The 22,477-nt window shown below is 75.1% G+C and carries 20 protein-coding genes; 7 read left to right on the top strand and 13 right to left on the bottom strand.

Annotated elements, in window-relative coordinates:
• Position 1 precedes the first annotated feature (1 nt).
• Positions 2–724, bottom strand: a complete 723-nt coding sequence (locus ACZ56B_RS17150) for an exonuclease domain-containing protein (RefSeq protein WP_468790608.1) — start codon at positions 722–724, stop codon at positions 2–4.
• A gap of 130 nt (positions 725–854) precedes the next feature.
• Positions 855–2,093, bottom strand: a complete 1,239-nt coding sequence (locus ACZ56B_RS17145) for an SAV2148 family HEPN domain-containing protein (protein ID WP_468790606.1) — start codon at positions 2,091–2,093, stop codon at positions 855–857.
• Between the two features lie 690 nt (positions 2,094–2,783).
• Between ACZ56B_RS17145 and glgX the strand changes: the two genes are divergently transcribed.
• The gene (gene glgX, locus ACZ56B_RS17140) at positions 2,784–4,916 is read left to right on the top strand and encodes a glycogen debranching protein GlgX (protein ID WP_468790604.1); all 2,133 of its coding nucleotides are present in this window, start codon (positions 2,784–2,786) and stop codon (positions 4,914–4,916) included.
• 89 nt (positions 4,917–5,005) lie between these two features.
• A complete protein-coding gene (gene treY / locus ACZ56B_RS17135; protein ID WP_468790602.1) occupies positions 5,006–7,402 on the top strand; it encodes a malto-oligosyltrehalose synthase in 2,397 nt (798 codons plus the stop codon).
• Between the two features lie 29 nt (positions 7,403–7,431).
• Here treY and ACZ56B_RS17130 read toward each other — a convergent pair whose 3' ends face one another.
• Positions 7,432–7,620: a hypothetical protein gene (locus ACZ56B_RS17130; RefSeq protein WP_468790630.1), complete on the bottom strand. Its 189-nt coding sequence runs from the start codon at positions 7,618–7,620 to the stop codon at positions 7,432–7,434.
• 222 nt (positions 7,621–7,842) lie between these two features.
• Between ACZ56B_RS17130 and ACZ56B_RS17125 the strand changes: the two genes are divergently transcribed.
• The gene (locus tag ACZ56B_RS17125; RefSeq protein ID WP_468790600.1) at positions 7,843–9,093 is read left to right on the top strand and encodes a M14 family zinc carboxypeptidase; all 1,251 of its coding nucleotides are present in this window, start codon (positions 7,843–7,845) and stop codon (positions 9,091–9,093) included.
• Between the two features lie 52 nt (positions 9,094–9,145).
• Here ACZ56B_RS17125 and ACZ56B_RS17120 read toward each other — a convergent pair whose 3' ends face one another.
• Positions 9,146–9,607, bottom strand: coding sequence for an SSI family serine proteinase inhibitor (locus ACZ56B_RS17120; RefSeq protein ID WP_468790598.1), 462 nt, complete (start codon positions 9,605–9,607; stop codon positions 9,146–9,148).
• 145 nt (positions 9,608–9,752) lie between these two features.
• Positions 9,753–10,304, bottom strand: coding sequence for an FHA domain-containing protein (locus ACZ56B_RS17115; protein WP_468790596.1), 552 nt, complete (start codon positions 10,302–10,304; stop codon positions 9,753–9,755).
• Positions 10,305–10,477: 173 nt separating this feature from the next.
• On the opposite strand from ACZ56B_RS17115, the gene treZ reads away from it, so the two are divergent.
• Both treZ and ACZ56B_RS17105 read left to right on the top strand, forming a co-directional pair.
• Positions 10,478–12,223 carry a malto-oligosyltrehalose trehalohydrolase gene (gene treZ / locus ACZ56B_RS17110; protein ID WP_468790594.1) on the top strand — a complete coding sequence of 582 codons (1,746 nt, stop codon included), beginning with the start codon at positions 10,478–10,480 and terminating at the stop codon, positions 12,221–12,223.
• 128 nt (positions 12,224–12,351) lie between these two features.
• Positions 12,352–12,489: a hypothetical protein gene (locus ACZ56B_RS17105; protein WP_468790592.1), complete on the top strand. Its 138-nt coding sequence runs from the start codon at positions 12,352–12,354 to the stop codon at positions 12,487–12,489.
• Between the two features lie 77 nt (positions 12,490–12,566).
• Here ACZ56B_RS17105 and ACZ56B_RS17100 read toward each other — a convergent pair whose 3' ends face one another.
• Together ACZ56B_RS17100 and ACZ56B_RS17095 are read right to left on the bottom strand one after the other, a co-directional pair.
• Positions 12,567–12,740 carry a hypothetical protein gene (locus tag ACZ56B_RS17100; RefSeq protein ID WP_468790590.1) on the bottom strand — a complete coding sequence of 58 codons (174 nt, stop codon included), beginning with the start codon at positions 12,738–12,740 and terminating at the stop codon, positions 12,567–12,569.
• Positions 12,741–12,847: 107 nt separating this feature from the next.
• A complete protein-coding gene (locus tag ACZ56B_RS17095) occupies positions 12,848–13,273 on the bottom strand; it encodes an Hsp20/alpha crystallin family protein (RefSeq protein WP_468790628.1) in 426 nt (141 codons plus the stop codon).
• 411 nt (positions 13,274–13,684) lie between these two features.
• On the opposite strand from ACZ56B_RS17095, the gene ACZ56B_RS17090 reads away from it, so the two are divergent.
• The gene (locus ACZ56B_RS17090) at positions 13,685–14,107 is read left to right on the top strand and encodes an Hsp20/alpha crystallin family protein (protein ID WP_468790588.1); all 423 of its coding nucleotides are present in this window, start codon (positions 13,685–13,687) and stop codon (positions 14,105–14,107) included.
• 137 nt (positions 14,108–14,244) lie between these two features.
• On the opposite strand, the gene ACZ56B_RS17085 is transcribed toward ACZ56B_RS17090, so the two are convergent.
• The gene (locus ACZ56B_RS17085; RefSeq protein WP_468790586.1) at positions 14,245–15,204 is read right to left on the bottom strand and encodes an aminoglycoside phosphotransferase family protein; all 960 of its coding nucleotides are present in this window, start codon (positions 15,202–15,204) and stop codon (positions 14,245–14,247) included.
• A gap of 49 nt (positions 15,205–15,253) precedes the next feature.
• Positions 15,254–16,381, bottom strand: a complete 1,128-nt coding sequence (locus ACZ56B_RS17080; protein WP_468790584.1) for an aminopeptidase P family protein — start codon at positions 16,379–16,381, stop codon at positions 15,254–15,256.
• 255 nt (positions 16,382–16,636) lie between these two features.
• Between ACZ56B_RS17080 and ACZ56B_RS17075 the strand changes: the two genes are divergently transcribed.
• Positions 16,637–17,392, top strand: coding sequence for a metallophosphoesterase (locus ACZ56B_RS17075; protein WP_468790582.1), 756 nt, complete (start codon positions 16,637–16,639; stop codon positions 17,390–17,392).
• Here the strand turns inward: ACZ56B_RS17075 and ACZ56B_RS17070 are convergent.
• The 4 genes from ACZ56B_RS17070 to ACZ56B_RS17055 all read right to left on the bottom strand — a co-directional run bounded on the left by ACZ56B_RS17070 (position 17,385) and on the right by ACZ56B_RS17055 (position 22,235).
• Complete coding sequence (locus ACZ56B_RS17070) at positions 17,385–17,867, bottom strand: PDZ domain-containing protein (protein WP_468790580.1); 483 nt, start codon at positions 17,865–17,867, stop codon at positions 17,385–17,387. The genes ACZ56B_RS17075 and ACZ56B_RS17070 overlap by 8 nt on opposite strands.
• A gap of 257 nt (positions 17,868–18,124) precedes the next feature.
• Complete coding sequence (gene cyc2, locus ACZ56B_RS17065; protein ID WP_468790579.1) at positions 18,125–20,281, bottom strand: germacradienol/geosmin synthase Cyc2; 2,157 nt, start codon at positions 20,279–20,281, stop codon at positions 18,125–18,127.
• Between the two features lie 88 nt (positions 20,282–20,369).
• On the bottom strand, positions 20,370–21,548 hold the full coding sequence (locus ACZ56B_RS17060; protein WP_468790578.1) for a damage-control phosphatase ARMT1 family protein: 1,179 nt from the start codon (positions 21,546–21,548) through the stop codon (positions 20,370–20,372).
• Between the two features lie 39 nt (positions 21,549–21,587).
• Positions 21,588–22,235, bottom strand: a complete 648-nt coding sequence (locus ACZ56B_RS17055) for a ScbR family autoregulator-binding transcription factor (RefSeq protein ID WP_468790577.1) — start codon at positions 22,233–22,235, stop codon at positions 21,588–21,590.
• Between the last annotated feature and the right edge of the window lie 242 nt (positions 22,236–22,477).

Genomic DNA, 22,477 nt, shown 5'->3' with positions numbered 1-22,477 from the left:
GTCAGACCGGCTCGCCCGCGGGCTCCCGCAGCGGCCAGGTCCCGTCGACGACCGCGGTGGCGTCGCCCTTGCGGCGCAGGAAGTCCTGGAAGTCCGCCGCCCACGCGGCGTACCACTCGATCTGACGGCGGTGCAGTTCCGCCGGTTCGAGGGCCGCGACCCCGGGGTGGCGGTCGGCTATCGCACGGGCCAGACGGGCCGCGGCGAGGGCGTCGGCGGTGGCGTCGTGCGCGGCGCCGAGGACGATCCCGTACTCCGCGCAGACCGCTTCGAGGGTGCGTTTGCCGCGGCGGTAGCGGTCGACGGAGCGGTCGATCGTGTACGGGTCGACGACCGGGGCCGGATCGGCGCCGCCCAGGCGGTCGCGCAGGGACGGCAGCCCGTACCGGCGCAGTTCGGCGGAGAGCAGGGTCAGGTCGAAGGCGGCGTTGTAGGCGACGACCGGGACGCCCGCCCTCCAGTGGGCGGTGAGGACGTCGGCTATCGCGTCGGCCACCCGGTCGGCGGGGCCGCCCTCGGCGGCCGCCCGCTCGCTGCTGATGCCGTGTACCGCCACCGCGTCCGCGGGGATCGGCACGCCCGGGTCGGCCAGCCACTCCCGGCGTCCCAGCGGTTCCCCGCCCCTGACCTCGATCACGGCGGCGGTGACGATCCGCGCCTCGCGCGGGTCGGTCCCCGTCGTCTCCAGGTCGAAGCCGATCAGCAGCTCCCGGTGCCAGCCCATGGGCTGCCCCCTTCCGTGTGGTGCGTTCCCCCAGTGGTCTCCACCTTCGCACGCGCCACCGACAATCAGAGGACCGCGTTCCGCTCACTGCCGGGGTCAGTCCCCCGCGGACCGCACCGGCACGGGACGTTCACGACACCGGACGCGAATCCGCCCACATCTGCTCGAACTCCTCGCGGTAGGCGGGGAACAGCCCGCCCACCTCGGCCTCGCCCGGCTTGACCACCTTGTTCCCGTTGCGCAGGACCAGCACCGGTGCCTCCATCCCCCGGGCGCGGCGCAGGTAGTTCTGCACGACGGCGATCCCGTCCGCCCCGTCCCCGTCGACGAGGTAGGCCGTGCAGCGCGGCGTCTCGTCGTAGACCTGGATCTCGAAGGCGCCGGGGTCGCGCAGCCGGGCGCGGACGCGGCGCATGTGCAGGATGTTCATCTCGACGGCGCGGCCGAGCTCGCCGCGTTTCATGCCGAGTTCGCGCTCGCGGCGCTTGACCGCGCTCGAGGCAGGGTTCAGGAACAGCAGCCGCACCCGGCTGCCCGACTCGGCCAGCCGCACCAGGCGGCGTCCGGAGAAGTTCTGCACCAGCAGGTTGAGGCCGATGCCGAGGGCGTCGAGACGGCGGGCGCCGCCGAAGATGTCCTCCGCCGGGAACTGGCGCAGCAGCCGCACCCGGTCGGGGTGCACGGCGACCACGTCGGCGTACCGGTCGCCCACCAGGTCCTCGACCGCGTCGACGGGCAGCCGGCGCGCGGACGGGACGTCACCGCCGGCGCCGAGCATCTCCAGCAGCCGCGCGGAGGCCCGCTCGGCCTGGCTCAGGACCGCCTCGGACAGCGCGCGGTTGCGGGAGACGACGTTCCGTGTGACCTCCAGCTCGTCCAGGGCGAGTTCGACGTCCCGGCGGTCGTCGAAGTAGGGCTCGAAGCAGGGCCAGTGCTGCACCATCAGCTCGCGCAGCTGCGGCAGGGTGAGGAAGGACAGGACGTTGTCGTCGGCCGGGTCGAGCAGGTAGCCCTTGCGGCGGCTGACCTCGCGCACCGCGACGGCGCGCTGCACCCACTCCTGCCCGGCGGGCCCGGCGGCGGCGACCACCCAGTCGTCGCCGTGCACGGGCTCGTACACGGGGCGCAGCACGGCGGCCACGACCGCGCGCAGCCGCTGCTCGACGAGGTTCAGCCAGATGTAGGCCCGGCCGGCCCGCTGGGCGCGGGTGCGCACCTCGCTCCAGGCGTCGGCGCCCCAGTCCAGTTCCGGCCCGATCGAGCCCGCTTCCATCGGACGTGCCAGCGACACCGCACCGGGCGGGACGTCCGTGGAGCCCCCCTCGCGACCCTCGTCACCAGGGGGCAGCTCCAGCCCTCCCGAGCCCACCCGCGCACCGCCTTCCGCTCCCCCGAGCTCTCCCGTCCCAACGATCAAGGAGAGTACTCCGCATGCGGCGCGCGGTGCAGCCCGATGGACAGGGTCGTTTTCCAACTTCCTTGTTCCGTACGACTGTTCCACTCGGTGAGCTCCCGACGAGTGAGCGGATTCATAGCGGTGACGCAGGGTCGGACGCGAGCAACACCCCACCGGGGGAAGGGAGTCGGTCCTCGCAGCCACCCTCCGGGCCTCCGTGTCCACCCGCCCGGGCCCGTCCGGCCGTCCCGGCGGTTCCCACGACGTCCCTCCCCCGCACCCGCTCGTCGACGACGCACCACACACGGCTCCCGCATCACGGCACCCTCGCCCCTCCGCTCTTCCCCGCTCTTCCTTCCGCCCCTCGGCCTCTCCGATCCCTTCACGCCCCTCACGCCCCTCGTATCTCCTGTGCCCCCTGTGTCACTTGTTCCCACCCTGCTCCTGTGTTCCCCTCCTCCTTCCCCGTCCCCCTGCCCGGTTCCTCCGCGGGTGTGAAATGTCCCCGCTGTTTCCGCGGCGCGAGGCCGTTGATCGCCGGATGCGCGGGTAGCCGGACTCGGGGGCGGGGACACGAGGTGGTTCCCGCCCTTTCGGAAAGACTCGGGGACACTCGGAGCCAAGGCGTCCCACCGGCGCCGCACACCTGAAAGAGTCGTATCCATGCAGGTCTGGCCTGGCGAGGCGTATCCACTCGGTGCCACGTACGACGGCGCCGGCACCAACTTCGCGGTCTTCACGGAGGCCGCGGACCGAGTAGAGCTGTGTCTGCTGCACGACGACGGCTCCGAGACGGCGGTCGAGCTGCGCGAGAGCGACGCGTTCGTGCGGCACGCGTACGTGCCCGGCATCATGCCCGGGCAGCGGTACGGCTTCCGGGTGCACGGGCCGTACGCCCCGGAGCGCGGGCTGCGCTGCAACTCGGCGAAGCTGCTGCTCGACCCGTACGCCCGGGCGATCAGCGGGTCGATCGACTGGGGCGAGGAGGTGTACGGCTACCACTTCGACGCCCCCGAGCGGCGCAACGACCTCGACTCGGCGCCGCACACGATGACGTCGGTCGTGGTCAACCCGTACTTCGACTGGGGGGACGACCGGCGCCCCCGTACGGAGTACCACCACACGGTGATCTACGAGGCCCACGTCAAGGGCCTCACCATGCGCCACCCGGGGCTGCCGGAGGAGCTGCGCGGCACCTACGCGGGCCTGGCGCACCCGGCGGTGATCGAGCACCTGACCGAGCTCGGGGTGACCGCGCTGGAGCTGATGCCGGTGCACCAGTTCGTGAACGACCACCGCCTGGTGGACATGGGCCTGAACAACTACTGGGGTTACAACACCATCGGCTTCTTCGCCCCGCACAACGCCTACGCGTCCTGGGGCGACCGCGGCCAGCAGGTGCTGGAGTTCAAGTCGGCGGTCAAGGCGCTGCACGAGGCCGGGATCGAGGTGATCCTGGACGTCGTCTACAACCACACCGCCGAGGGCAACCACCTGGGCCCGACCCTGTCCTTCAAGGGCATCGACAACCCCTCGTACTACCGGCTGACCGACGACCCCCGCTACTACATGGACACGACGGGGACCGGGAACTCCCTGCTCATGCGGTCCCCGCACGTACTCCAGATGATCATGGACTCGCTGCGCTACTGGGTCACCGAGATGCACGTCGACGGCTTCCGCTTCGACCTCGCGGCGACGCTGGCCCGGCAGTTCCACGAGGTGGACCGGCTGTCGTCGTTCTTCGACCTGGTGCAGCAGGACCCGGTGGTCTCCCAGGTGAAACTGATCGCCGAGCCGTGGGACGTGGGCGAGGGCGGCTACCAGGTGGGCAACTTCCCGCCGCTGTGGACCGAGTGGAACGGCAAGTACCGGGACACCGTGCGGGACCTGTGGCGGGGCGAGCCCCGCGCGCTCGCGGAGTTCGCCTCCCGGCTGACCGGCTCCTCCGACCTGTACCAGAACGACGGGCGGCGCCCGCTGGCCTCGATCAACTTCGTGACCTGCCACGACGGCTTCACCCTGCACGACCTGGTGGCGTACGACGACAAGCACAACGAGGCCAACGGCGAGGACAACCGGGACGGCGAGAGCCACAACCGCTCCTGGAACTGCGGTGTCGAGGGCGAGACCGACGACCCGGCCGTGCTCGGACTGCGGGCCCGGCAGATGCGGAACTTCATCGCGACGCTGATGCTCTCCCAGGGCGTGCCGATGATCAGCCACGGCGACGAGGTGGCCCGCACCCAGCGCGGCAACAACAACGCCTACTGCCAGGACAACGAGCTGGCCTGGCTCGACTGGCCCGAGGAGGGCGAGGACGGCGAGGGAGACGTCCGCCGGCAGCTCCTGGAGTTCACCCGCGCGATGGTGTGGCTGCGCAAGGACCACCCGGTCTTCCGCCGGCGCCGCTTCTTCCACGGACGGCCGGTGGAGGGCACCCACGACGACCTGTCCGACATCGCCTGGTTCACCCCGGAGGGCACGGAGATGACCCAGCGGGACTGGGACTCCGCACGGGCGTCGGCGCTGACGGTCTTCCTCAACGGCAACGCGATCTCCGAGCCGGGGCCGCGCGGGGAGCGCATCACCGACGACTCGTTCCTGCTGATGTTCAACGCCTCGCCCGGGCCGCTGGACTTCGTGGTGCCGGTCGACCACGGCCGTCAGTGGCAGGTGGTCGTGGACACGGCCCGCGCGGACGGCGTCCCGCCGGGCACCGGCCCCAAGGTGCGGGCCGGCGCCCGGCTGACGCTGCCCGACCGGAGCCTGACGGTGCTGCAGCGGCCGGTGTAGCGCATCCGGGGGCCACCCGTTGGGGCGACGGGCGGCCCGGTGGGCCGGGCGGGGGCACGAAAGGCGGCGGGGCGGGTACGTAGGTTCCCATGACCCTCGAGCGTTCCGACCCCGCGGTGCCCACGGCCACGTACCGGCTGCAGCTGCAGCCCGGCTTCCCGTTCGCGGCCGCGGCGGCGGCCGTGCCGTACGTGGCCTCGCTCGGCGTGTCCCACCTGCACCTGTCCCCCGTCCTGGAGGCCGTGCCCGGCTCCACGCACGGCTACGACGTCGTGGACCACGCGCGGGTGCGCGAGGAGCTGGGCGGCGAGGAAGGCCTGCGGTCCCTGGCGCGCACCGCGCGGGAGCACGGGCTCGGCCTGGTCGTGGACATCGTCCCGAACCACATGGCGATGTCCCCGCGCCACAACCGCGCCCTGTGGGAGGTGCTGCGCGAGGGCCCCTCCGCGCGCCGTGCGCGGTGGTTCGACATCGACTGGGAGGCCCAGGGCGGCCAGGTGCTGCTGCCGGTGCTCGGCGGACCGCTCGGCGCGGAGATCGGCCGGCTGAAGACCGACGGCGACGTGCTGCGCTACCACGACCACGCGTTCCCGCTGCGGGAGGGCACGGCCCACCTGCCGCTGCCGCAGCTGCTGGACGCGCAGTGGTACCGCCCCGTGTGGTGGCGCCTGGCCCGGACCGAGCTCAACTACCGGCGGTTCTTCAGCATCTCCGAGCTGATCGGGGTGCGGGTGGAGGACCCGGAGGTGTTCGAGGCCACGCACGCCAAGATCCTGGAGCTGCTGCGCGACGGCGTGATCGACGGGCTGCGCGTCGACCACCCCGACGGGCTCGCCGACCCGGACGGCTACCTGCGGCGGCTGCACGAGGCCACCGGCGGCCGGTGGACGGTGGTGGAGAAGATCCTCGCCGACGACGAGCCGCTGCCCGCCTCCTGGCCGGTCGCGGGCACCACCGGCTACGACGCCCTGCGGCACGTGGACGGCCTGTTCACGGACCCGGCGGGGCTCGGGGAACTGCTCGACCGGTACCGGCGGTTCGCCGCCCCGCAGCCGGACCGGGGCGGCGACTGGGACGCCACCGTGCGGCGGGCCGCCTACGAGGTGCTCACGCACGAGCTGGCCACCGAGGTCGACCGGCTGACCCGGGTGGCGAGCCGGCTGTGCGCGACCTCGCCGGACCCCGCGCTGCGCGACCGCGCCCCCTGGGCGCTGCGCACGGCGCTCCGGGAGCTGCTGGTCCGGATGGAGGTCTACCGCCCCTACGCCTCGGTGGACGCGTCCGCCGTGGTCACCGAGGAGGCCGCGGCCGGGGCCCGGCTCGCCTTCGCCGTCCCGGAGGAGGCCGGGGCGGTGGACGTCGTGCGGGGCCTGGTGCTCGGGCGGTACGGCGACGGGCCGGGGCAGGTGGAGTTCCGTACCCGGTTCGCGCAGACCGCGTCGGCGCTGCGGGCCAAGTCCGTCGAGGACACGGCGTTCTACCGCTACGTCCCGCTGCTGTCGGCCAACGAGGTGGGCCAGAACCCCGGGAGCCCGGCGGTGTCCCCGGAGCGGTTCCACGCGTACTGCGCGCGCGTGCAGCGCGACTGGCCGGCCACCGGGACGGTCGTCTCGACGCACGACACCAAGCGCAGCGCCGACGTGCGGGCGGCGCTGCACGTGCTCACCGAGTGCCCGGAGCGCTGGACGGACGTCCTGGCGGAGGCGGCGCACGCCGGCGGGGACGCGCCGGACGCCCAGCTGGCGTGGGCGGCCTGGCAGACGGTGTTCGGACTGGGGCCCGCCGACGGGGAACGGGTGCGGGGGGCGCTGCTGAAGCACGTGCGCGAAGCGGGGATGTACACCAGCTGGACCGAGCAGCGGCCGGCGTACGAGGAAGCCGTGGTCCGGTTCGTGGCGGCGGGGCCCTGCGGGGCGCCGGGCGGACGGGTGGCGGCGCTGCGCGCCGCGCTGGAGCCGCACGTCCGGGCGAACGTCCTGGGCACGGCCCTGGTCCAGCTGACGATGCCCGGGGTGCCCGACGTCTACCAGGGCACGGAGGGCGAGTACCGGGCCCTGGTGGACCCGGACAACCGGCGGACGGTGGATTTCCCGCCCGGGCCGCCCGGCCCGCCCGGGCCCCCGGAGCCGTCCGGCGCCGGCGGCGGCAAGGAGGCGGTGACGCGGGCCGCGCTGCGGCTGCGGGCGCGGCGGCCGGAGGTCTTCGGCGACACCGCGTCGTACGAGCCGCTGACCGCCGAGGGGCCCGCGGCGGCGCACTGCGTGGCGTTCGCGCGCTCCGGGGAGGTGCTCACCGCCGTCACCCGGCTGTCGCTGCGGCTGGCGGAGGCGGGCGGCTGGCGGGACACGCGCCTGACGCTGCCGCCGGGCCGGTGGGCCGACGTGCTGGAACCGGGGCGGGAGTTCACCGGGCACGCGCGCGCGGCGGAGCTGTTCGAGCGGTGGCCGGTGGCGCTGCTGGAGCGGACCGGCGGACGGGACGGCTGACCGCCCGCGCACGCGGGCCGCGGCCGGCCTCAGCGGGACGCCGCCGCGGGAGCCCCGCCGGCCCCGTGCGGACCGGCGGGCGCGGCGCGCGCTCCCGGGCCCGGGAGCAGCCAGGCCTCCCCGAGCAGGCCGACGAAGGCCTCGGCGGCGCCGGTGGGCGGCACCCGCCCGAAGACGGCCAGGGGCCGGACCCAGGGCGGGTCGGGCGGGAGGACCACGAAGTCCCCGCCGGCCGTGGCCCGGCACGTCCATCCGCACCCGACGCTCTCGGAGGCGGTGGGCGAGGTGTTCCTGACCCTGGCGGGCCGCGGGCTGCACCAGCGGTGACCTCCGCGCGGCGGCCGGCGGCGGACCGCCCGGGACCCGGCCACCGCGCCCTTGACACCGCCCCGCGGCCGTGGGGTACTGCGCAGTGCGGAGTCGCATGGTGGTGACGGGGGGTGATTCCGCTGCCGGAGCTGCGCTATCCGACGGTGGCCGAACTGGTCTCCCACGCCCGCGCGCTGGCCGCGCGGAGGCCCGACCTGTGCGTGCTGCGGCAGGTGGGGGTCTCCCGCGCGGGCCGGCCGCTGCACCTGCTGTCCGTGGGCCGCGCCCGGCGCGCCGTGCTGGTGGTCGCCGGCGCCCACGCCAACGAGCCGGCCGGCGGGGGCACGCTGCTGGCGCTGGCCCGGCGGGTCCTCGGGGAGCGGGAGCTGCGCAGCGGCACGTCGTGGCACTTCCTGCTGTGCGCGGACCCCGACGGGGCGAGCCTGCACACGAGGGCGGCGCCGCGCAGCCTGTACCACTACCACCTCGGGTTCTTCCGTCCCGCGGGGCCGGAGCAGCCGGAGTGGGCGCCGTCGGTGCTGCCGCCCGACCGGCTGCCGCCCGAGACCCGCGCCCTGCTCGGGGTCATCGACGAGCTGCGGCCCTACCTCCAGGTGTCCCTGCACGGCACCGACCTGGGCGGCAGCTGGGTGCAGCTGACGAGGGACGTGCCGGGGCTCGCCGAACCGTTCGCCAAGTCCGCGGCGGAGCTGCACATCCCGGTGGAGACGGGCGCCTCGGACGCGGCGGGCTGGCCGGCGTCCGGCCCCGGGGTGCGGGTGATGCCCGCGCCGGAGGCCGGCCCCGCCTATCCGAGCCTGCCGGACGACGCGCGGCACAGCACCTGGTACCACGCCCACCGGTACGGCGGTCTGACCGCGGTGGTCGAGGTGCCGATGTGGGCCGGCGCCCTGGTGGACGACCCGGCGCCGCATCCGGCGCCGGCCGCCGCGCTGCGGGTGCTCGCGGACCGGCTGCTGCGCGACGCGGACGAGGTGCGCCGGGTGCTGCGGGAGGCGCGGCCCCGGCCCGGGGACGCCGAGGACCCCCTGCTGAGGGCGGCCACCTGGGGGCTGGACCTGGTGCCGGGTCTCGCCTCCGACCTGGTCCGCACACCGCCCGCCGACGGCACCCGGGCGTACGTGGGCAGCGTGGACGCCTTCGCACGCCGGGTGCCGCTCAGGGCGGCGGCCATGCTGCGGCGGGCGCTGAGCGGGACCGACGCGCGCGCGGCGGCACGCCTCGAACACCTGGTCGCGCTGTGGAGCGACGCCTTCGCCGTGCGCTTCCGCGCCCGCTGGGTGCCCGTGGAGCACCAGGTCGAGCACCAGTCCCGCACGGTGGTCGCGGCGGCGCTCCACGCGCGCGAGCGGGCGCTCTGAGGGCGCCCGCTCGCCGGCCCCGCGCCTTCGGCACGGTCCCGCCCGGCGGGCCCTACGGACCGTCCAGCGCGAAGACCGAGCCGGTGCGGGCGGCCATCGCGCAGCGGTTCGGGAAGGTCTCCGTGTAGGCGACGGGCCGTCCGCCCCACCGCCCGTGCGCGTGGACGGTCACCGGGGCGTGGATCATCGGGCAGTGGACGTCCTTCGGCGGGATGTCCGCGATGCGCCCGTCCGCCGCGGCCAGTTCCGCGCACGCGTCGGCGGCGTGCCGGTGGCCCCGGGGCGGATCGCACAGCAGCAGGCCGCCGCGCGCCGCGGCGGGCGGTGCCCCTCCCGGGTCGACCGTGAGCAGGAGCCAGTTGCCCGGGGCGGTGGATCCGGTGGCCGTCCGCGCGGGGCTCGTCCGCGCGGTGTCCGTCCGCGCGGTGTCCGCCTGGACCGGAGCGGCGCAGGCGAGCAGGGCGACGGCGGCCAGCAGGCCGCCCCGTACCGCTTTCACTGAGGAGTGCGTCATCCCCGGTGCATCGGCACGGCGGCCGCCGGACCCCACCCCGCCTCACCCGAACGGGAGCACGCGGGCGGGTGCCCCGCACCCGGCCGGCGGGCCCGCCGGCCGGGTGCGCGAGAGCGCGGGGAGGTGAAGTCCCTCGCCCGGCCGCTCAGTTGCCCGTGAGACGGTAGGCGACCCGGCCGAAGCCGACCTGGTCACCCTCGCGGACGACGGCCGCCCCGACCACCCGGCGCCCGTTCACCGTCGTGCCGTTGGTCGAACCGAGGTCCCGCAGCACCCACCTGCCGCCCTGGTGGCGGAGTTCGGCGTGCACCCGGGAGACCGTCTCGTGGGTGAGCCGCAGCCCGCAGCCGGGATCGCGCCCTATGCGCAGCGGATGGCCGGTGGCCGGGTGCGGCAGCATCAGCTTGGGCAGCCGCTCGGCCCGCCAGGCCCCGCGCAGCCGCACGGTGAACCCCGAGACCGCCTCGACGGCGCCGAACACCAGGCGGGACAGCCGGCCCTCCGTGGACAGGTCGGCGGTGAGCGCGGCGAGCTCGTCGGGGCGGCGGGCGGTGAGCGCGAGTTCCATGCGCCGGATGTAGGTGTCGTGCGACAGCCGGCCCGTGGCGACGCCGTCCCGCAGTACCTCCAGCGCCTTGTCGCGCTCCGCGTCGGAGACCCGCGCGGGGTGGGTGGGGAACTCGAAGGACGACGTCACGCCGCTGATTGTCGGTCAGCGCGGCCGGGCTGTCCAGAAACCCGGGGAACGGCCGCCCCGGGCGCGGCCCGGGCGACACCCGCCGCGAAAGGGAGGATTCACCGGCGCGGCGATCATTCATGCAGCACGATGGACGGGCTACATCACGGTGAGCAGACGAAGGGGAACCGTCCGTGCAGTTCGAGGTGTGGGCACCGCAGGCCGGCCGAGTGACGCTCCAGTGCGACGGCGTCACGCGCGCGTTGGAGCGCGATCCCGGGCGGGAGGGGTGGTGGCGGGGGGAGGCCGAGGCGCACGACGGCTCCCGGTACGGCTTCTCACTGGACGGCGGCCCCGTGCGGCCCGATCCGCGCTCGCGCCGGCAGCCGGACGGCCCGGACGGGCCGAGCGCGGTCGTCGACCACGCGCGGTTCGCCTGGCGCGCGCGGTGGAGCGGGCGCCCGCTGCCCGGCGCGGTGCTGTACGAGCTGCACGTCGGCACGTACACGCGCGAGGGCACCTTCGACGCGGCCGCCGAACGGCTCGGGCACCTCGCCGAGCTGGGCGTGACGCACGTGGAGCTGATGCCCGTGTGCCCCTTCCCGGGCCGGCACGGGTGGGGCTACGAGGGGGTGTCGCTGTGGGCGGTGCACGAGCCGTACGGCGGGCCCGAGGGGCTGAAACGGTTCGTCGACCGGGCGCACGCGCTGGGTCTGGGCGTCGTCCTCGACGTGGTGCACAACCACCTGGGACCGTCCGGCAACTACCTCCCCGAGTTCGGCCCGTACTTCACGGACACCCACCACACCCCCTGGGGCGCGGCGGTCAACCTGGACGCCCCCGGCTCCGACGAGGTGCGGTCGTACCTCGTGGACAGCGCGCTGGCGTGGCTGCGGGACTACCGGATCGACGGGCTGCGGCTGGACGCGGTGCACGCGCTGGTGGACACCCGCGCGCACCACTTCCTCCAGGAGCTGTCCGAGGCCGTGGACGCCCTCGCCGCCGACACCGGCCGGCCCCTGTTCCTGATCGCCGAGTCGGACCTGAACGACCCCCGGGTCGTCACGCCGCGCGAGGAGGGCGGGTTCGGGGTGCACGCGCAGTGGAACGACGACTTCCACCACGCCCTGCACACCGCGCTGACCGGCGAGTCGCAGGGCTACTACGCGGACTTCGCGCGCGCCCCCCTGGCGGCCCTGGCCAAGACGCTCACCGGCGGCTTCTTCCACGACGGCACGTACTCCAGCTTCCGGGGCCGGCGCCACGGCCGCCCCCTGGACCGCGACCGGGTGGCCGGGCACCGGCTCCTCGGCTACAGCCAGACCCACGACCAGGTCGGCAACCGCGCCCGGGGCGACCGCCTGGCCTCGCTGGTCTCCCCCGGGCTGCTGGCGTGCGCGGCGGCCCTCGTCCTGACGGCCCCCTTCACCCCCATGCTGTTCATGGGCGAGGAGTGGGCGGCCGGCACGCCCTGGCAGTTCTTCACCGACCACACCGATCCGGAGCTGGCCAGGGCGGTGAGCGACGGCAGGCGCCGGGAGTTCGCGGCGCACGGCTGGGCCGGGGAGGACGTGCCCGACCCGCAGGACCCGGCCACCCGCGACCGCTCCTGCCTGGACTGGACGGAACCGGAACGCGATCCCCACGCGCGCGTGCTGGCCTGGTACCGGCTGCTCGTCGCCCTGCGCCACGAACAGCCGGACCTCACCGACCCCGACCTCGGCGACACCAAGGTGGCCTACGACGAGGAGCGGCGCTGGCTGGCCTTCCGGCGCGGGGACGTCCGGGTGGCGGTGAACCTCGCCGGGGAACCGGCCGCGATCCCGCTGGGCGTCCCCGGCGCGCGCGTGCTCGCCGCGTGGGAGCCCGTGCGGGCGCCCGGTCCGGACGGGGTGCTGCACCTGCCCGGGGAGTCGGCGGTGGTCCTGCTCCAGGAGTGACGGCCGGGCCTTGCCGCCCACGGGTCCCGCCGATGTGACGCGGCTCCTATGCGCGGTTCGCCCCGCCTTCGGAGGATGGGACGTCCAGCCCGCCGCCCGCGCGGCGGCCGACGAGAGGGAGGTCTGCCATGCCGGATCATGTACACGTGCGGGTGAACCGGGGCCTGGGCGTCACCGAGGACGGCGAGCTGGTGGAGCACTCCTCCTGCCGCTGCGGGGCCACCTGGACCAGGACCTACCAGGCGGAGGACGGAGCCCCCGAGTAGACCGGGCGCGGACCCGGACGGGCCGGGCGCGGGCCCGGACGGGCCGGGCGCGGCCCTCCGCCCGGGCCCCCGCACCCTCAATGACGCGCCGCCACGCCGCTCAGGACCGCCCGCAGCCGCCGGTGGCGGTCGAGCTCGCTCCAGGTGTCGACTTCGGGCGGGCCGGGGGTGCGGCGTCCGGCGGTCCAGGCCCAGACGCTGCCGGCGATGCCGGCGAGCAGGGGGATGAGCAGCCACAGCACGGCGCTCACGATCGGACTCCTCTCTTCTCTCCCGTCTCTTCTCTCCCGCGGTTCCTCCGCGATGCGGCCCGCCGGCCGGCGGGCTCGGGCGGTCAGGCGGTCAGGCGGTCAGGCGGTCAGGCGGTGAGACGCTTGCGCCCGCCGTCGGCGATGGCGATCCGGCGGGGCTTGACGTGGGCGGCGAGCGGGATGCGCAGGGTGAGGACGCCGTTGTCGTACGCCGCTTCGAGGGCGTCGGTGTCCAGGGCGTCGGACAGCGTCAGACGGCGGGCGAAGCGTCCGGTGAGGCGCTCGGCCAGCACCGACCGGGCCCCCTCGGGAACCGGGGAGGGCCGCTCCGCGGTGAGGGTCAGCGTGCCGCGCTCGACCGTCAGGTCGATGTCGGCCGGGTCCATTCCGGGCAGGTCGAACTGGATGTAGAGGGCTTCGTCGTCGCGCCAGGCGTCCGCCGGTATGACGACGCCTCCCGAGGGCGCGGCGGTGTGCGCGAGCTGATGCAGGAGGCGGTCCAGGTCACCGAGGGCACCGGTGCGCGCGAGCATGTCCACTTCTCCCTCCTTCTCCCTTCACGTACGGGGACGCCGGGCCGGCGGTCGGCACGGACCCGGCAGTGGATTCATCTCCTCATATAGTCGATCATCGAAAAATTGACAAGTAGCCGCTTGGCGAAGTTGACAGCACAAGGCTCAAGTTCTCACCGCGGACGGATGATCGATCCACCCCTCGACCGGCGGGAGGCGCCCCGAAGCACTCGAATCACCGCTTCGGGGCGTCGCACACGGCATCCCGCCCGACGCCACCTCCCGGAAATCGGAACGAGGCGCTCCCGCCCGCGAAAGATCACTCCGGTTCGTCGGGAGAAAAGCTGAGCCACCTCTTGTCAACTTTTTGGTGACGTGTTACACAGGAAGCGAAGGGAACGACACGGAGTCCCACCTGAAGGAGGGGTGCAGATGCTGATGCGGACGGATCCCTTCCGCGAACTCGACCGACTCGTCGAACGGGTCTGGGGCACGGCCGCCCATCCGGCCGGCATGCCGATGGACGCCTGGCGCGACGGCGACACGTTCTGCGTCGAACTCGACCTGCCGGGCGTGGACCCGGAGTCCATCGACCTCGGCGTCGAGCGCAACGTCCTGACCGTGCGGGCCGAACGCAGGCCGGCGTACGGCGAGGACACCGACACGGTGATCACCGAGCGGCCCGCGGGGACGTTCAGCCGGCAGCTGTTCCTCGGCGAGACCCTGGACACCGAGCGGATCGACGCCTCCTACGAGGCGGGCGTGCTGAAGCTGCGGATCCCGGTCGCCGAGCAGGCCAAGCCACGCAAGATCGCCATCAGCGGCGCGAGCGAGCGCCGGGAACTGCGCCGCTGACCCGCGACACGGTCCCCCTTTCGCGGGTCACCCCAGGGCCCGGGCCGGCCGCCCGGGCCCTGCCCTTTCCCGGGCCCGCGCCGGCCCCGACGGGCGGCCCCGGCCGGCCGCGTCACCGCCCCGCCGGGACGGCACGCCTAGGGCGCGTCGCCCCCGTGGCCGAAGTCCGTCACCCGCTCCAGCAGGATCGGCTCCCAGGCGCGCCGCAGCCGGGTGCGCAGCAGGGGCAGCGGGTCGGCATCCCGGCCGGCGAGCCCCATGGCGAGGCCGAGGACACCGTCGCAGCGGGCCAGCCACAGGCCGCGCAGACAGGAGCGGGCGCCGTAGCCGGCCAGGGTGGCGGCGCGGACCGCGGCCGGGGACCCCACGGAGCACGCGAGACCCGCGATGTCCTCGGCGGGGTCGCCGACCACCGCCGCGCCCCAGCCGAGGACGCCGCGCACCCGGCCGTCGGCGCCCACCACGAGGTGCCCGCCGGTGAGGGCGTGGTGGACGAGGACCGCCGGTCCGGACTGGGCGGCGAGCCGGGCCGTGGCGGGCGGGGTGAGCAGGTCCAGGCGGGCGGGGTCGAACTCGTCCGCCCCGGCGAGTCGTTCGGCGGCCCGCTCGGCGGCCCGGCGCAGGGTCTCCAGGGGGCGCGGGGGCACCCGCGGCACACCGAGCGCCTGCGCCTGCCGCACCGGCACCTCGCGCAGTCCCGTGAGCAGTCCGGCCAGGTCGGTCTCACCGACGGCCGACACGGTGTGCTCCTCCCCCGTCCCGCCGGGCACCTTGGTGTCGAGGGTGCAGAACAGGCCGGGCGCCCACTCGCCGTGCGCCACGCTCGACGGCAGCGCGACCGGGACGTGCGGGCGGACGAGTTCGCGCAGGCGCAGCTCACGGCGGTACCGCACGCTCGTCTCGCGGTCCGGGGCGAGGCGCAGCACGTGGCGGGTGCCGACCCACCAGGTGGCGGGCCCGGCGCCGCCGCCGGCGGGCCGGACCTCGGGTCCGGGGCCGGCCGGCACGCCGGCGTCCCGGCCGCCCCCGCCGCCCTTCAGCAGGGATCGGGCCAGTCGGCGGACGGTGTCCGCGGTGGGTGTCGGTGCCTGGGTCATGGTCGTGCCGTTGCCGTTCGCGGGACGGGAGGGGACGGGACAGAACCGCTCAGTCCACTATGACCATCTCCCGCGTGGTGTCGTTCAGGCGCCGTCCGCCCTCCTCGGTCACGGTCACGATGTCCTCGATCCGCACACCGAACCGGCCGGGCAGGTAGACGCCGGGTTCCACGGAGAAGCACATGCCGGGGACCAGGGGCCGCTCCTCCCCCTCGACCATGTACGGCGGCTCGTGCGTGGTGACGCCGATGCCGTGCCCGGTGCGGTGCACGAAGTACTCCCCGTACCCGGCGTCGGCGATGACCGCGCGGGCGGCCCGGTCGACCTCCTGGCAGGCGGCGCCGGGCCGCACCGCGCCGAAGCCCGCCTCCTGGGCCTCGCGCACGAGGTCGTGCACCCGGCGCTCCTCCTCGGTGGGTTCGCCGACGTGGACGGTGCGGGAGGTGTCGGAGCCGTAGCCGTCCTTCAGGCCGCCGAAGTCGAGGACGACCATGTCGCCGCGTCCGATGACGCGGTCGCCGGCCTCGTGGTGCGGGTCGGCCCCGTTCGGGCCGGAGGCGACGATCGTGAAGTCGACCCGGGAGTGCCCGAACCGCCGCAGCAGCGTGGCGAGATCGGCCGCGACGTCGGCCTCCCGGCGACCCGCGAAGGCGACGGTCCGGATCTCCTCGAACGCGGCGTCGGCGGCGGCCCCCGCGGCGGCCAGCAGCTCCAGCTCCGCCGCGTCCTTGACGGCGCGGAGCATCGGCAGGGCCTCGGTGAGGGAGGCGTACGAGGTGCCCGGCAGCGCCTTCTGCAGCCCCAGCAGGTGCAGGGCCCAGGTGTTGTCGCTGATGCCGTACCTGCCCTCGGCGTCCAGCAGGGCGGCGGTGACCGCGTAGGGGTCCTCGCCGTCGGTCCAGTCGCGCAGGGTCAGGGCGCGGGCGCCGGGGGCCCGCTCGGCGTCCGGGGCCTCCAGGGTGGGGACGACCAGCACGGGATCCCGGCCCGCGGCCAGGACCAGCAGGGTGAGCCGCTCGGTGACCGCGGTGGGCGTGTACCCGGTGAGCCACGCCAGGTCCGGGCCGGGGGCCACGAGCAGTCCGGCGAGTCCGGCCTCGGCGGCCTGCCGCGCCGCACGTTCCCTGCGGTTTCGGTAGTCGTCGGCGGTGAAGGGCGCGGGCGCGGTTCCGGTCATCCGGGCCTCCCGGGGCGGACGTAGGGACTACGGGCAGCATCCTGCCCGGCGGGAGGGGGCGGCGCGAGCCGGTTCACGAGGTCCGACCGGGCCGCGCGCCGCGCGGGAAGCGCCCCGGGAGCGGTGACGCGCCCCGCGGGGTCCGGCCGCGGACCCGACTCCCCTAATGGCAAAGTATTGCCCATCCATTACTCCTAATGCTTGGATGCACTTCATCCATTACTCCACCACCCGAGACCCGGGAGGAGCACGGCCGTGCTCGTACTCGCGCACATCAGCGACCTGCACCTGGACGGAACCGCGCGGGCGACGGAGCGCGCCCGGCGGGTGCGCGACCGGCTGTGGGAGCTGCCGCGCCGGCCGGACGCGCTGCTGGTCACCGGCGACATCGCGGACCACGGCGCGGAGGCCGAGTACGAGGAGGCCGCCCGCCTGCTGGGGCTGGACGACGGCAGCGCCCCGTTCCCCGTGCTGACCTGCCCGGGCAACCACGACAGCCGCGCCCCGTACCGCAGGGCCCTGCTCGGACGGGCGGCCGCCGACGGGCCGGTCGACAGCGCGCACGTGCTGGACGGCGGCGCCGTGCTGATGTGCGACTCCAGCGTTCCGGGCCGCGACGACGGGGAGCTGGACGCGCGGACGTACGCCTGGATCGAGTCGACGCTGGACGAACTCGGCGGCACCCTTCCGGTCCTGCTGGCCTTCCACCACCCGCCGGTCCCGCTGCACCACCCCCTGCCCGACTCCTCCCCCCTGCGCGAGCCCGGCCTGCTGGCCGCCCTGCTGGCCCGCCGGCCCGAGATCGCCGGGCTGATCACCGGCCACGCCCACACCCCGGCCGCGACCGCGTTCGCGGGCCGTCCCCTGGTGGCGGGCCCCGGCGTGACCTGGACCCTGCGGCTGCCCTGGGAGGGCGAGCGGGTCGCGGACCGGGACGCCCCGGTCGGACTCGCGTTCCACGTGCTGGACGACGAGCGGCGGTTGACGAGCCACTTCCGCGTGGTCATGTGACGACGCCGGGGACGACCGCCACCCGCCTTTGGACACCGCTTCGATGACGCACCGTCAGGTCCGCCTCCGCACCCGGCCGGGCACGGGCGACGGCGCGTGCCAGGTCGGCGGCCGAGTCGACACGGGCCCCGCCGAACGCGAGGAGCACGTCGCCCCGCGCCAGGCCGGCCGAGAAGCCGGGGCCGGGCACGTGCACGCCGACGACGAGCGCCCCCGGCCCCTCGCCGTCCGCGACCTCCACACCGAGCCGGGCGGGGACGGGCGCGGGCGGCGCCGCCGGGACGGAAGGGGCGGGGCGCGGCGCCGTGAGCGGGGCGGTGACCGGCGCCCCCGCCTGCCGCTCCGGCCCGGCGGCCCCGTCCGCGCCGGCGATCGTGGCGCCCGTCGCCCCGAGCCCGGCCCCGGACAGCACCAGGAGCGCCCCGACGAGCACCCGCGCCACCGCGGACGCCGGCCGCCGGCCGCGATGCCGCACGGCCCCGGGACGCGTCCCGCCCGGTCCGGGGCCGCCCGCGGGCCCGGACCGGTCCCCTCCGCCCCCTCCCCTCCCGCTCCCGCCCGGTCCCCGGCCGGGCAGGGGCTTGGGCCGCAACACCGTCTGTTCCATGGTTCGCCTCGCCTCCGGCAGGAGTGCTACCCGCGGCGGCGGGGGACGACGAGCCACGAACGAGTGAGACTGACGCGGCCCGCGGCGGGGATCCGCGGGCGCGCCCGCGGCACGGCCGCGGGGCGTCAGGCGAGGACGGGGAACGCCGGGAGGCGGCCCGGGAGGAAGCGGTGGGTGCGCCCGGCCAGGTACTCGGCCTTGTAGCGCGGGACGTTCCGGTGCCAGTTGAGGATGCCGGCCATCCAGTTCTGCAGGTCGGTCACGTAGTCCCGCAGGACGGCCCGCGCCTCGCCGGACAGCTGGAAGTCGTCGTAGAGGACGGGCAGTTCGTGCGCGACGACGTGCTCGAACTGGCGCATGCGCTGGTTCATCAGGTCCTGCACGACGCCGAGGGCGGACCGGTAGTCGACGCCGAAGAAGTTCTGCACGACGAGGATCGCGTTGTGGATCTCGCCCTCGTACTCGATCTCCTTCTGGTACGAGAAGACGTCGTTGAGGAGGCAGGCGTAGTCGATCGCCGCGTTCTCCAGGGAACGGACGGGGCCGCTGCGGTAGACCTCGGGCGGCACGGCCGGGCCGTGACCGGCGCGGCACAGCCCCAGGGTGAGGTCGGAGCCGAAGGTGGCGCGCCGCATCTCCAGGTAGTCCACCGGGTCGGGGACGCGGTTGTGGATCTGGTTGGCCAGCTCCCACACCCAGGCCTCGGTCATCTTGTCGACGGCCGTCCTCAGCGGGCGCCGCTCGTCGGGCGTCATGCCGGCCGTCGTGCGGGCCCACAGGTCGATCAGGGAGCGTTCCATGGCGTTGGCCGGCGGCGGGACCGGCTCCCCGTCGAGCGGCATGCAGGCCGACAGACGGGCCGTGGTCAGCCGGGCGGCGGCCAGGTCGCGGCGGTGGCCGTGGACGAGCGGGTAGTAGTCGTCGCCGTAGGTGCCGAAGGCCAGCCAGCCGGAGGCGAGGTTCAGCTGCTCCTGGGTGGCGTCCGGGTCGAGGCCCGCGGCGCACAGCGGGAGGTCGCAGCTCGCGAGCTTGTCCTCGTCCCAGACCCCCTCGCTGAGGAAGCCGACCGCGTGCGCCCACTCGGACAGGTGCCGGCGAGCCCCCTCCAGGGCGGGGCTCAGCTCCAGCGGGAACGGCATGCGGATGTCGGGGATGACCGACGGGCCGACCTTCTGGAAGGGCACGTGGGTGTAGGGGCGCGCCCGCTCGGAGGCGGCCCGGGCGAGCAGCGCGCCGACGTCCGCGGCGGAGGTTCCGGGGCCGGCCGGCACCTGCCACCCGGCGACGGGCCGGGCGCGCTCGTTCATGTACCGGCTGGAGCGCAGGTGCCACTCGTGGCCGCCGGACTGCCAGTCCTGCAGCCCCTTCGCGTACGCCGCCACGGCCGCGACCTGGTCCGGGGTGAGGCCCTTCTCCAGGGCGATCGCGGGGACTTCGGTGAACGCCGTGTGCTCGAACTGGTGGAGCCGGGAGGTGAGCACGTCGTTGACGAGGTCGGCGGCCTCCTGGGTGGTGCAGCCGAAGAAGGTCTCCAGCACGAGGACGCCGTTGCTGAGCTCGCCCTCGTCCTCGACCTCCCGCTGGTAGGAGAACAGGTCGTTGCGCAGGTGCACGGCGTCGGAAAAGGTCTCCATCAGCACCCTCAGCGGCCTGGTCCCGGCGACGGCGGCGGGCACCTCGGCGGTCGCGTACTCCACCAGTCCGGCCGACCAGGGGGCGCCGCCCACCTTGCGGCGCATCTCGATGTACTCGACGGGGTTGGCGATCCGCCCCTCGTCGATGTTGGACAGCTCCCACAGGGACTCGCCCAGGAGGTGCTCGGTGGAGAGGGCGAACCGGCGGCGCCAGTCGGCGGACATCGACGGCACGGTGCGCGCCCACAGGTCGGCGAGGCCCGCCTCGACCGGGTTCTGCGGCGCGGGGACGGGCGTCGCCGGGTCCGGCGGCATGAACAGCGGCAGCCGGTCCAGGTGGGCCTTGCCGCCGTCCCGGTCCAGGGTGCGTTTGAACTTCTCCAGGAAGTGGTCGTCGAAGAAGAAGACCCACACGTACCAGTCGGTGATGAGGGAGAGGGCGGGCCCGTCGCAGTCGGGATGGGTGTAGGCGCAGAGCAGGCCGTAGTCGTGCGCGTCGAGATCGGCCCGCTCCCAGACCCCGGAGCCCTCCAGCATGCCCATCTCGCGCGCCCACGCCGCCGAGTGGGCCCGGGCCTCGTCGACGTGCGGGTTGAGCCGCGCGGGGTGCGGCAGGTAGAAGTGCGGGAGTTCGAACGGCTGCGTCATGGCCGGGCCCTACCCGGGGGCCGGTGGCGGCATCCACCGGCCGGGACATGATCACACCATCGCGTGAACCGGGGGCGTACCGCCCTCCCTACGGCCGGACTTGGATCAGGGCGTGCGTGCCGCCGGTGCGCCAGCGCTGCCCCTCCGCGGCGACGAGCGCGGCCACGGTCCCGGGGGCCAGCCCGGTGACCACGTCGGACTTCAGGGTGCGCAGGGCGGCGACCGGCCCGGGGAAGTGGGCGGTGACGTCCGCGAACGGCGTGGTCGGCGGCCAGTGCCGGTCGCCCACGAGGCGGCGGTAGTTGAGGTCGCCCTTGACGAGCGTGACCGCGGCCGCGGCGAAGTCGGCGCGCAGGTCGTCCGGCATCCGGTCGTACGGCAGCGGGGAGCAGGAGAACGGGTGCGCGCGGAGGAGGAGCCGGCCCTCGCGGAGGGCGGTCCACAGACCGTGCCCGTACGCGGCCGCCGCACCCCGGGCGGCGGTGAGCCGGCGCAGCGCGTCGACGACGTCGGCGGGGGTGGCGTCGGAGACGTAGTACGGGTGGGGCTTGACGTGCAGCACCGCCCGGCCGATCCGGCCGTGGGCCAGCAGGTGGGCCACGAGCAGCAGGTCCGGGACGAGTTCGCGGCCGGCGTTGTCGGCGACCAGGCACAGCGTGCCGCCGTCGGCGGCGTCGAGCAGCGACCACAGGCGCTCGCTGTCGTCGGCCACCAGGCCGGGCACGGGGGCCGCCTCCTCGGCGCCCTCGGCGGACAGCCGGAAGCCCAGGTCGGCGCGGTTGCCCCACAGGGAGCCGTGCAGCAGGGCGCGGGCCCGTTCCGCCACCGGCCGGGCGGCGAGGTCGTCGAGCGCCGCGAGTTCCTCGCCGGTGGCGGGCGAGTCGAGTTCGGCGAGCTTGAAGGGGCGGAAGGGGTCGATGCCCCGCCAGGGGCCGGGGCCGAAGTAGCCCACCGCGTCCAGCAGCCGGCGGTAGAACCAGCTCTCGGACCACAGCCAGGGCACGTCGTACCAGGAGCGTCCGGCGTGGGCGTCCATGTCCCAGGCCTCCCACAGCCGCCGGTCGGGCGCGTCGGCGGGGAGGGGCTCGATCTGCCCCTCGGTGCAGTCGGCCAGCAGGGCGTCGAGGGCGCGCTGCCGCCGGGGCTCGTACGGGAAGGCCTCGCGCACCTGCCGGATGATCGCGGGGTGCCGCTCGGCCAGCACGCCGTGGGGGAACGAGCCGGGCTCGTTGCCGAGGATCACGGGGGCGTCGGGGATGTCGGGCATGCGGCTCACCGTAACCCGCCCGCCGCCGGGAGCCGGGCGTCACACCGGTGTGGTCTCCCGTTCCAGCCGCGCGGCGAGGGCGAGGTACCGCGCGCGCCGGGTCACCGGCACCAGGCCCCGGACGAGGATCTGCCACATCTCGGCCGTGCGCCGGGGCTGCCGGGCGGCGGGTTCGCGGAGGCGGCCGACGACCCGGGTCCCGACGAAGAAGCAGACGAGGGAGTGGGCCACCGCGTCGAGGTCGACGTCCGGCCGGATGTCGGCCTCCTCGGCGGCGCCGAGGAGCCGGGCGGTGACGATGTCCGTCCATTCGGCGAACGGATGGCTGAGCGGCGGGCGCGGCCGGGTGCCGCCGGTGGCGAGCCGGAGGCCGGCCCGCAGCACGGGGTCCTCGGCCGCCCTGCGGGCCACGCAGAAGGTGAGGCGCATCAGCGCCTCCAGGGAGGTGCGGCCCCGCAGTTCGGCGTCCCCGGCCAGTCGGCGGCAGGTGGCGGAGTGGAGCTCCAGGACGGCGTGGGCGAGGTCCTCCTTGGCGGCGAAGTGGAAGTAGAGGGCCCCCCGGGTGACCCGGGCGTGCTCGACGACGTCGCCGAGGCTGGTCCCCTCGTAGCCCTGGCGGTCGAACAGGTCGGCAGCCGCCGTGATGATCGTCGCGCGGGTCTGCTCGGCGCGTACCTGCCTCGCCATCGACTGGACTCCTGGGCCGGGAACGAACGGGGCGTGCCGCATGTCCTTCACTCCGCGTGCACGACAACTCACCCTACGACAACGGCCGTCGGCCGGTGGCACGGGTGCCCGGACCCCGCGGGAGCGCTCCGCGCCGTCCGGCGGCCCGGGGGGGGGGGGGGGGGGGGGGGGGGGGGGGGGGGGGGGGGGGGGGGGGGGGGGGGGAAGGGGGGGGGGGGGGGGGAGAGGTGCGGGGAGGGGGC

Source organism: Streptomyces sp. NPDC034670, from assembly GCF_055574875.1.
The sequence above is the reverse complement of the archived record's forward strand: the minus strand, read 5'-3'. Positions and strand labels throughout refer to the sequence as shown.

What these genes read in the sequence shown, in the direction of transcription:
- ACZ56B_RS17150 (WP_468790608.1), bottom strand. Translation starts at nt 724, where the DNA reads ATGGGCTGGCACCGGGAGCTGCTGATCGGCTTCGACCTGGAGACGACG.
- glgX (WP_468790604.1), top strand. Translation starts at nt 2,784, where the DNA reads ATGCAGGTCTGGCCTGGCGAGGCGTATCCACTCGGTGCCACGTACGAC.
- treY (WP_468790602.1), top strand. Translation starts at nt 5,006, where the DNA reads ATGACCCTCGAGCGTTCCGACCCCGCGGTGCCCACGGCCACGTACCGG.
- ACZ56B_RS17120 (WP_468790598.1), bottom strand. Translation starts at nt 9,607, where the DNA reads ATGACGCACTCCTCAGTGAAAGCGGTACGGGGCGGCCTGCTGGCCGCC.
- ACZ56B_RS17105 (WP_468790592.1), top strand. Translation starts at nt 12,352, where the DNA reads ATGCCGGATCATGTACACGTGCGGGTGAACCGGGGCCTGGGCGTCACC.
- ACZ56B_RS17095 (WP_468790628.1), bottom strand. Translation starts at nt 13,273, where the DNA reads ATGCTCGCGCGCACCGGTGCCCTCGGTGACCTGGACCGCCTCCTGCAT.
- ACZ56B_RS17090 (WP_468790588.1), top strand. Translation starts at nt 13,685, where the DNA reads ATGCTGATGCGGACGGATCCCTTCCGCGAACTCGACCGACTCGTCGAA.
- ACZ56B_RS17085 (WP_468790586.1), bottom strand. Translation starts at nt 15,204, where the DNA reads ATGACCCAGGCACCGACACCCACCGCGGACACCGTCCGCCGACTGGCC.
- ACZ56B_RS17080 (WP_468790584.1), bottom strand. Translation starts at nt 16,381, where the DNA reads ATGACCGGAACCGCGCCCGCGCCCTTCACCGCCGACGACTACCGAAAC.
- cyc2 (WP_468790579.1), bottom strand. Translation starts at nt 20,281, where the DNA reads ATGACGCAGCCGTTCGAACTCCCGCACTTCTACCTGCCGCACCCCGCG.
- ACZ56B_RS17060 (WP_468790578.1), bottom strand. Translation starts at nt 21,548, where the DNA reads ATGCCCGACATCCCCGACGCCCCCGTGATCCTCGGCAACGAGCCCGGC.
- ACZ56B_RS17055 (WP_468790577.1), bottom strand. Translation starts at nt 22,235, where the DNA reads ATGGCGAGGCAGGTACGCGCCGAGCAGACCCGCGCGACGATCATCACG.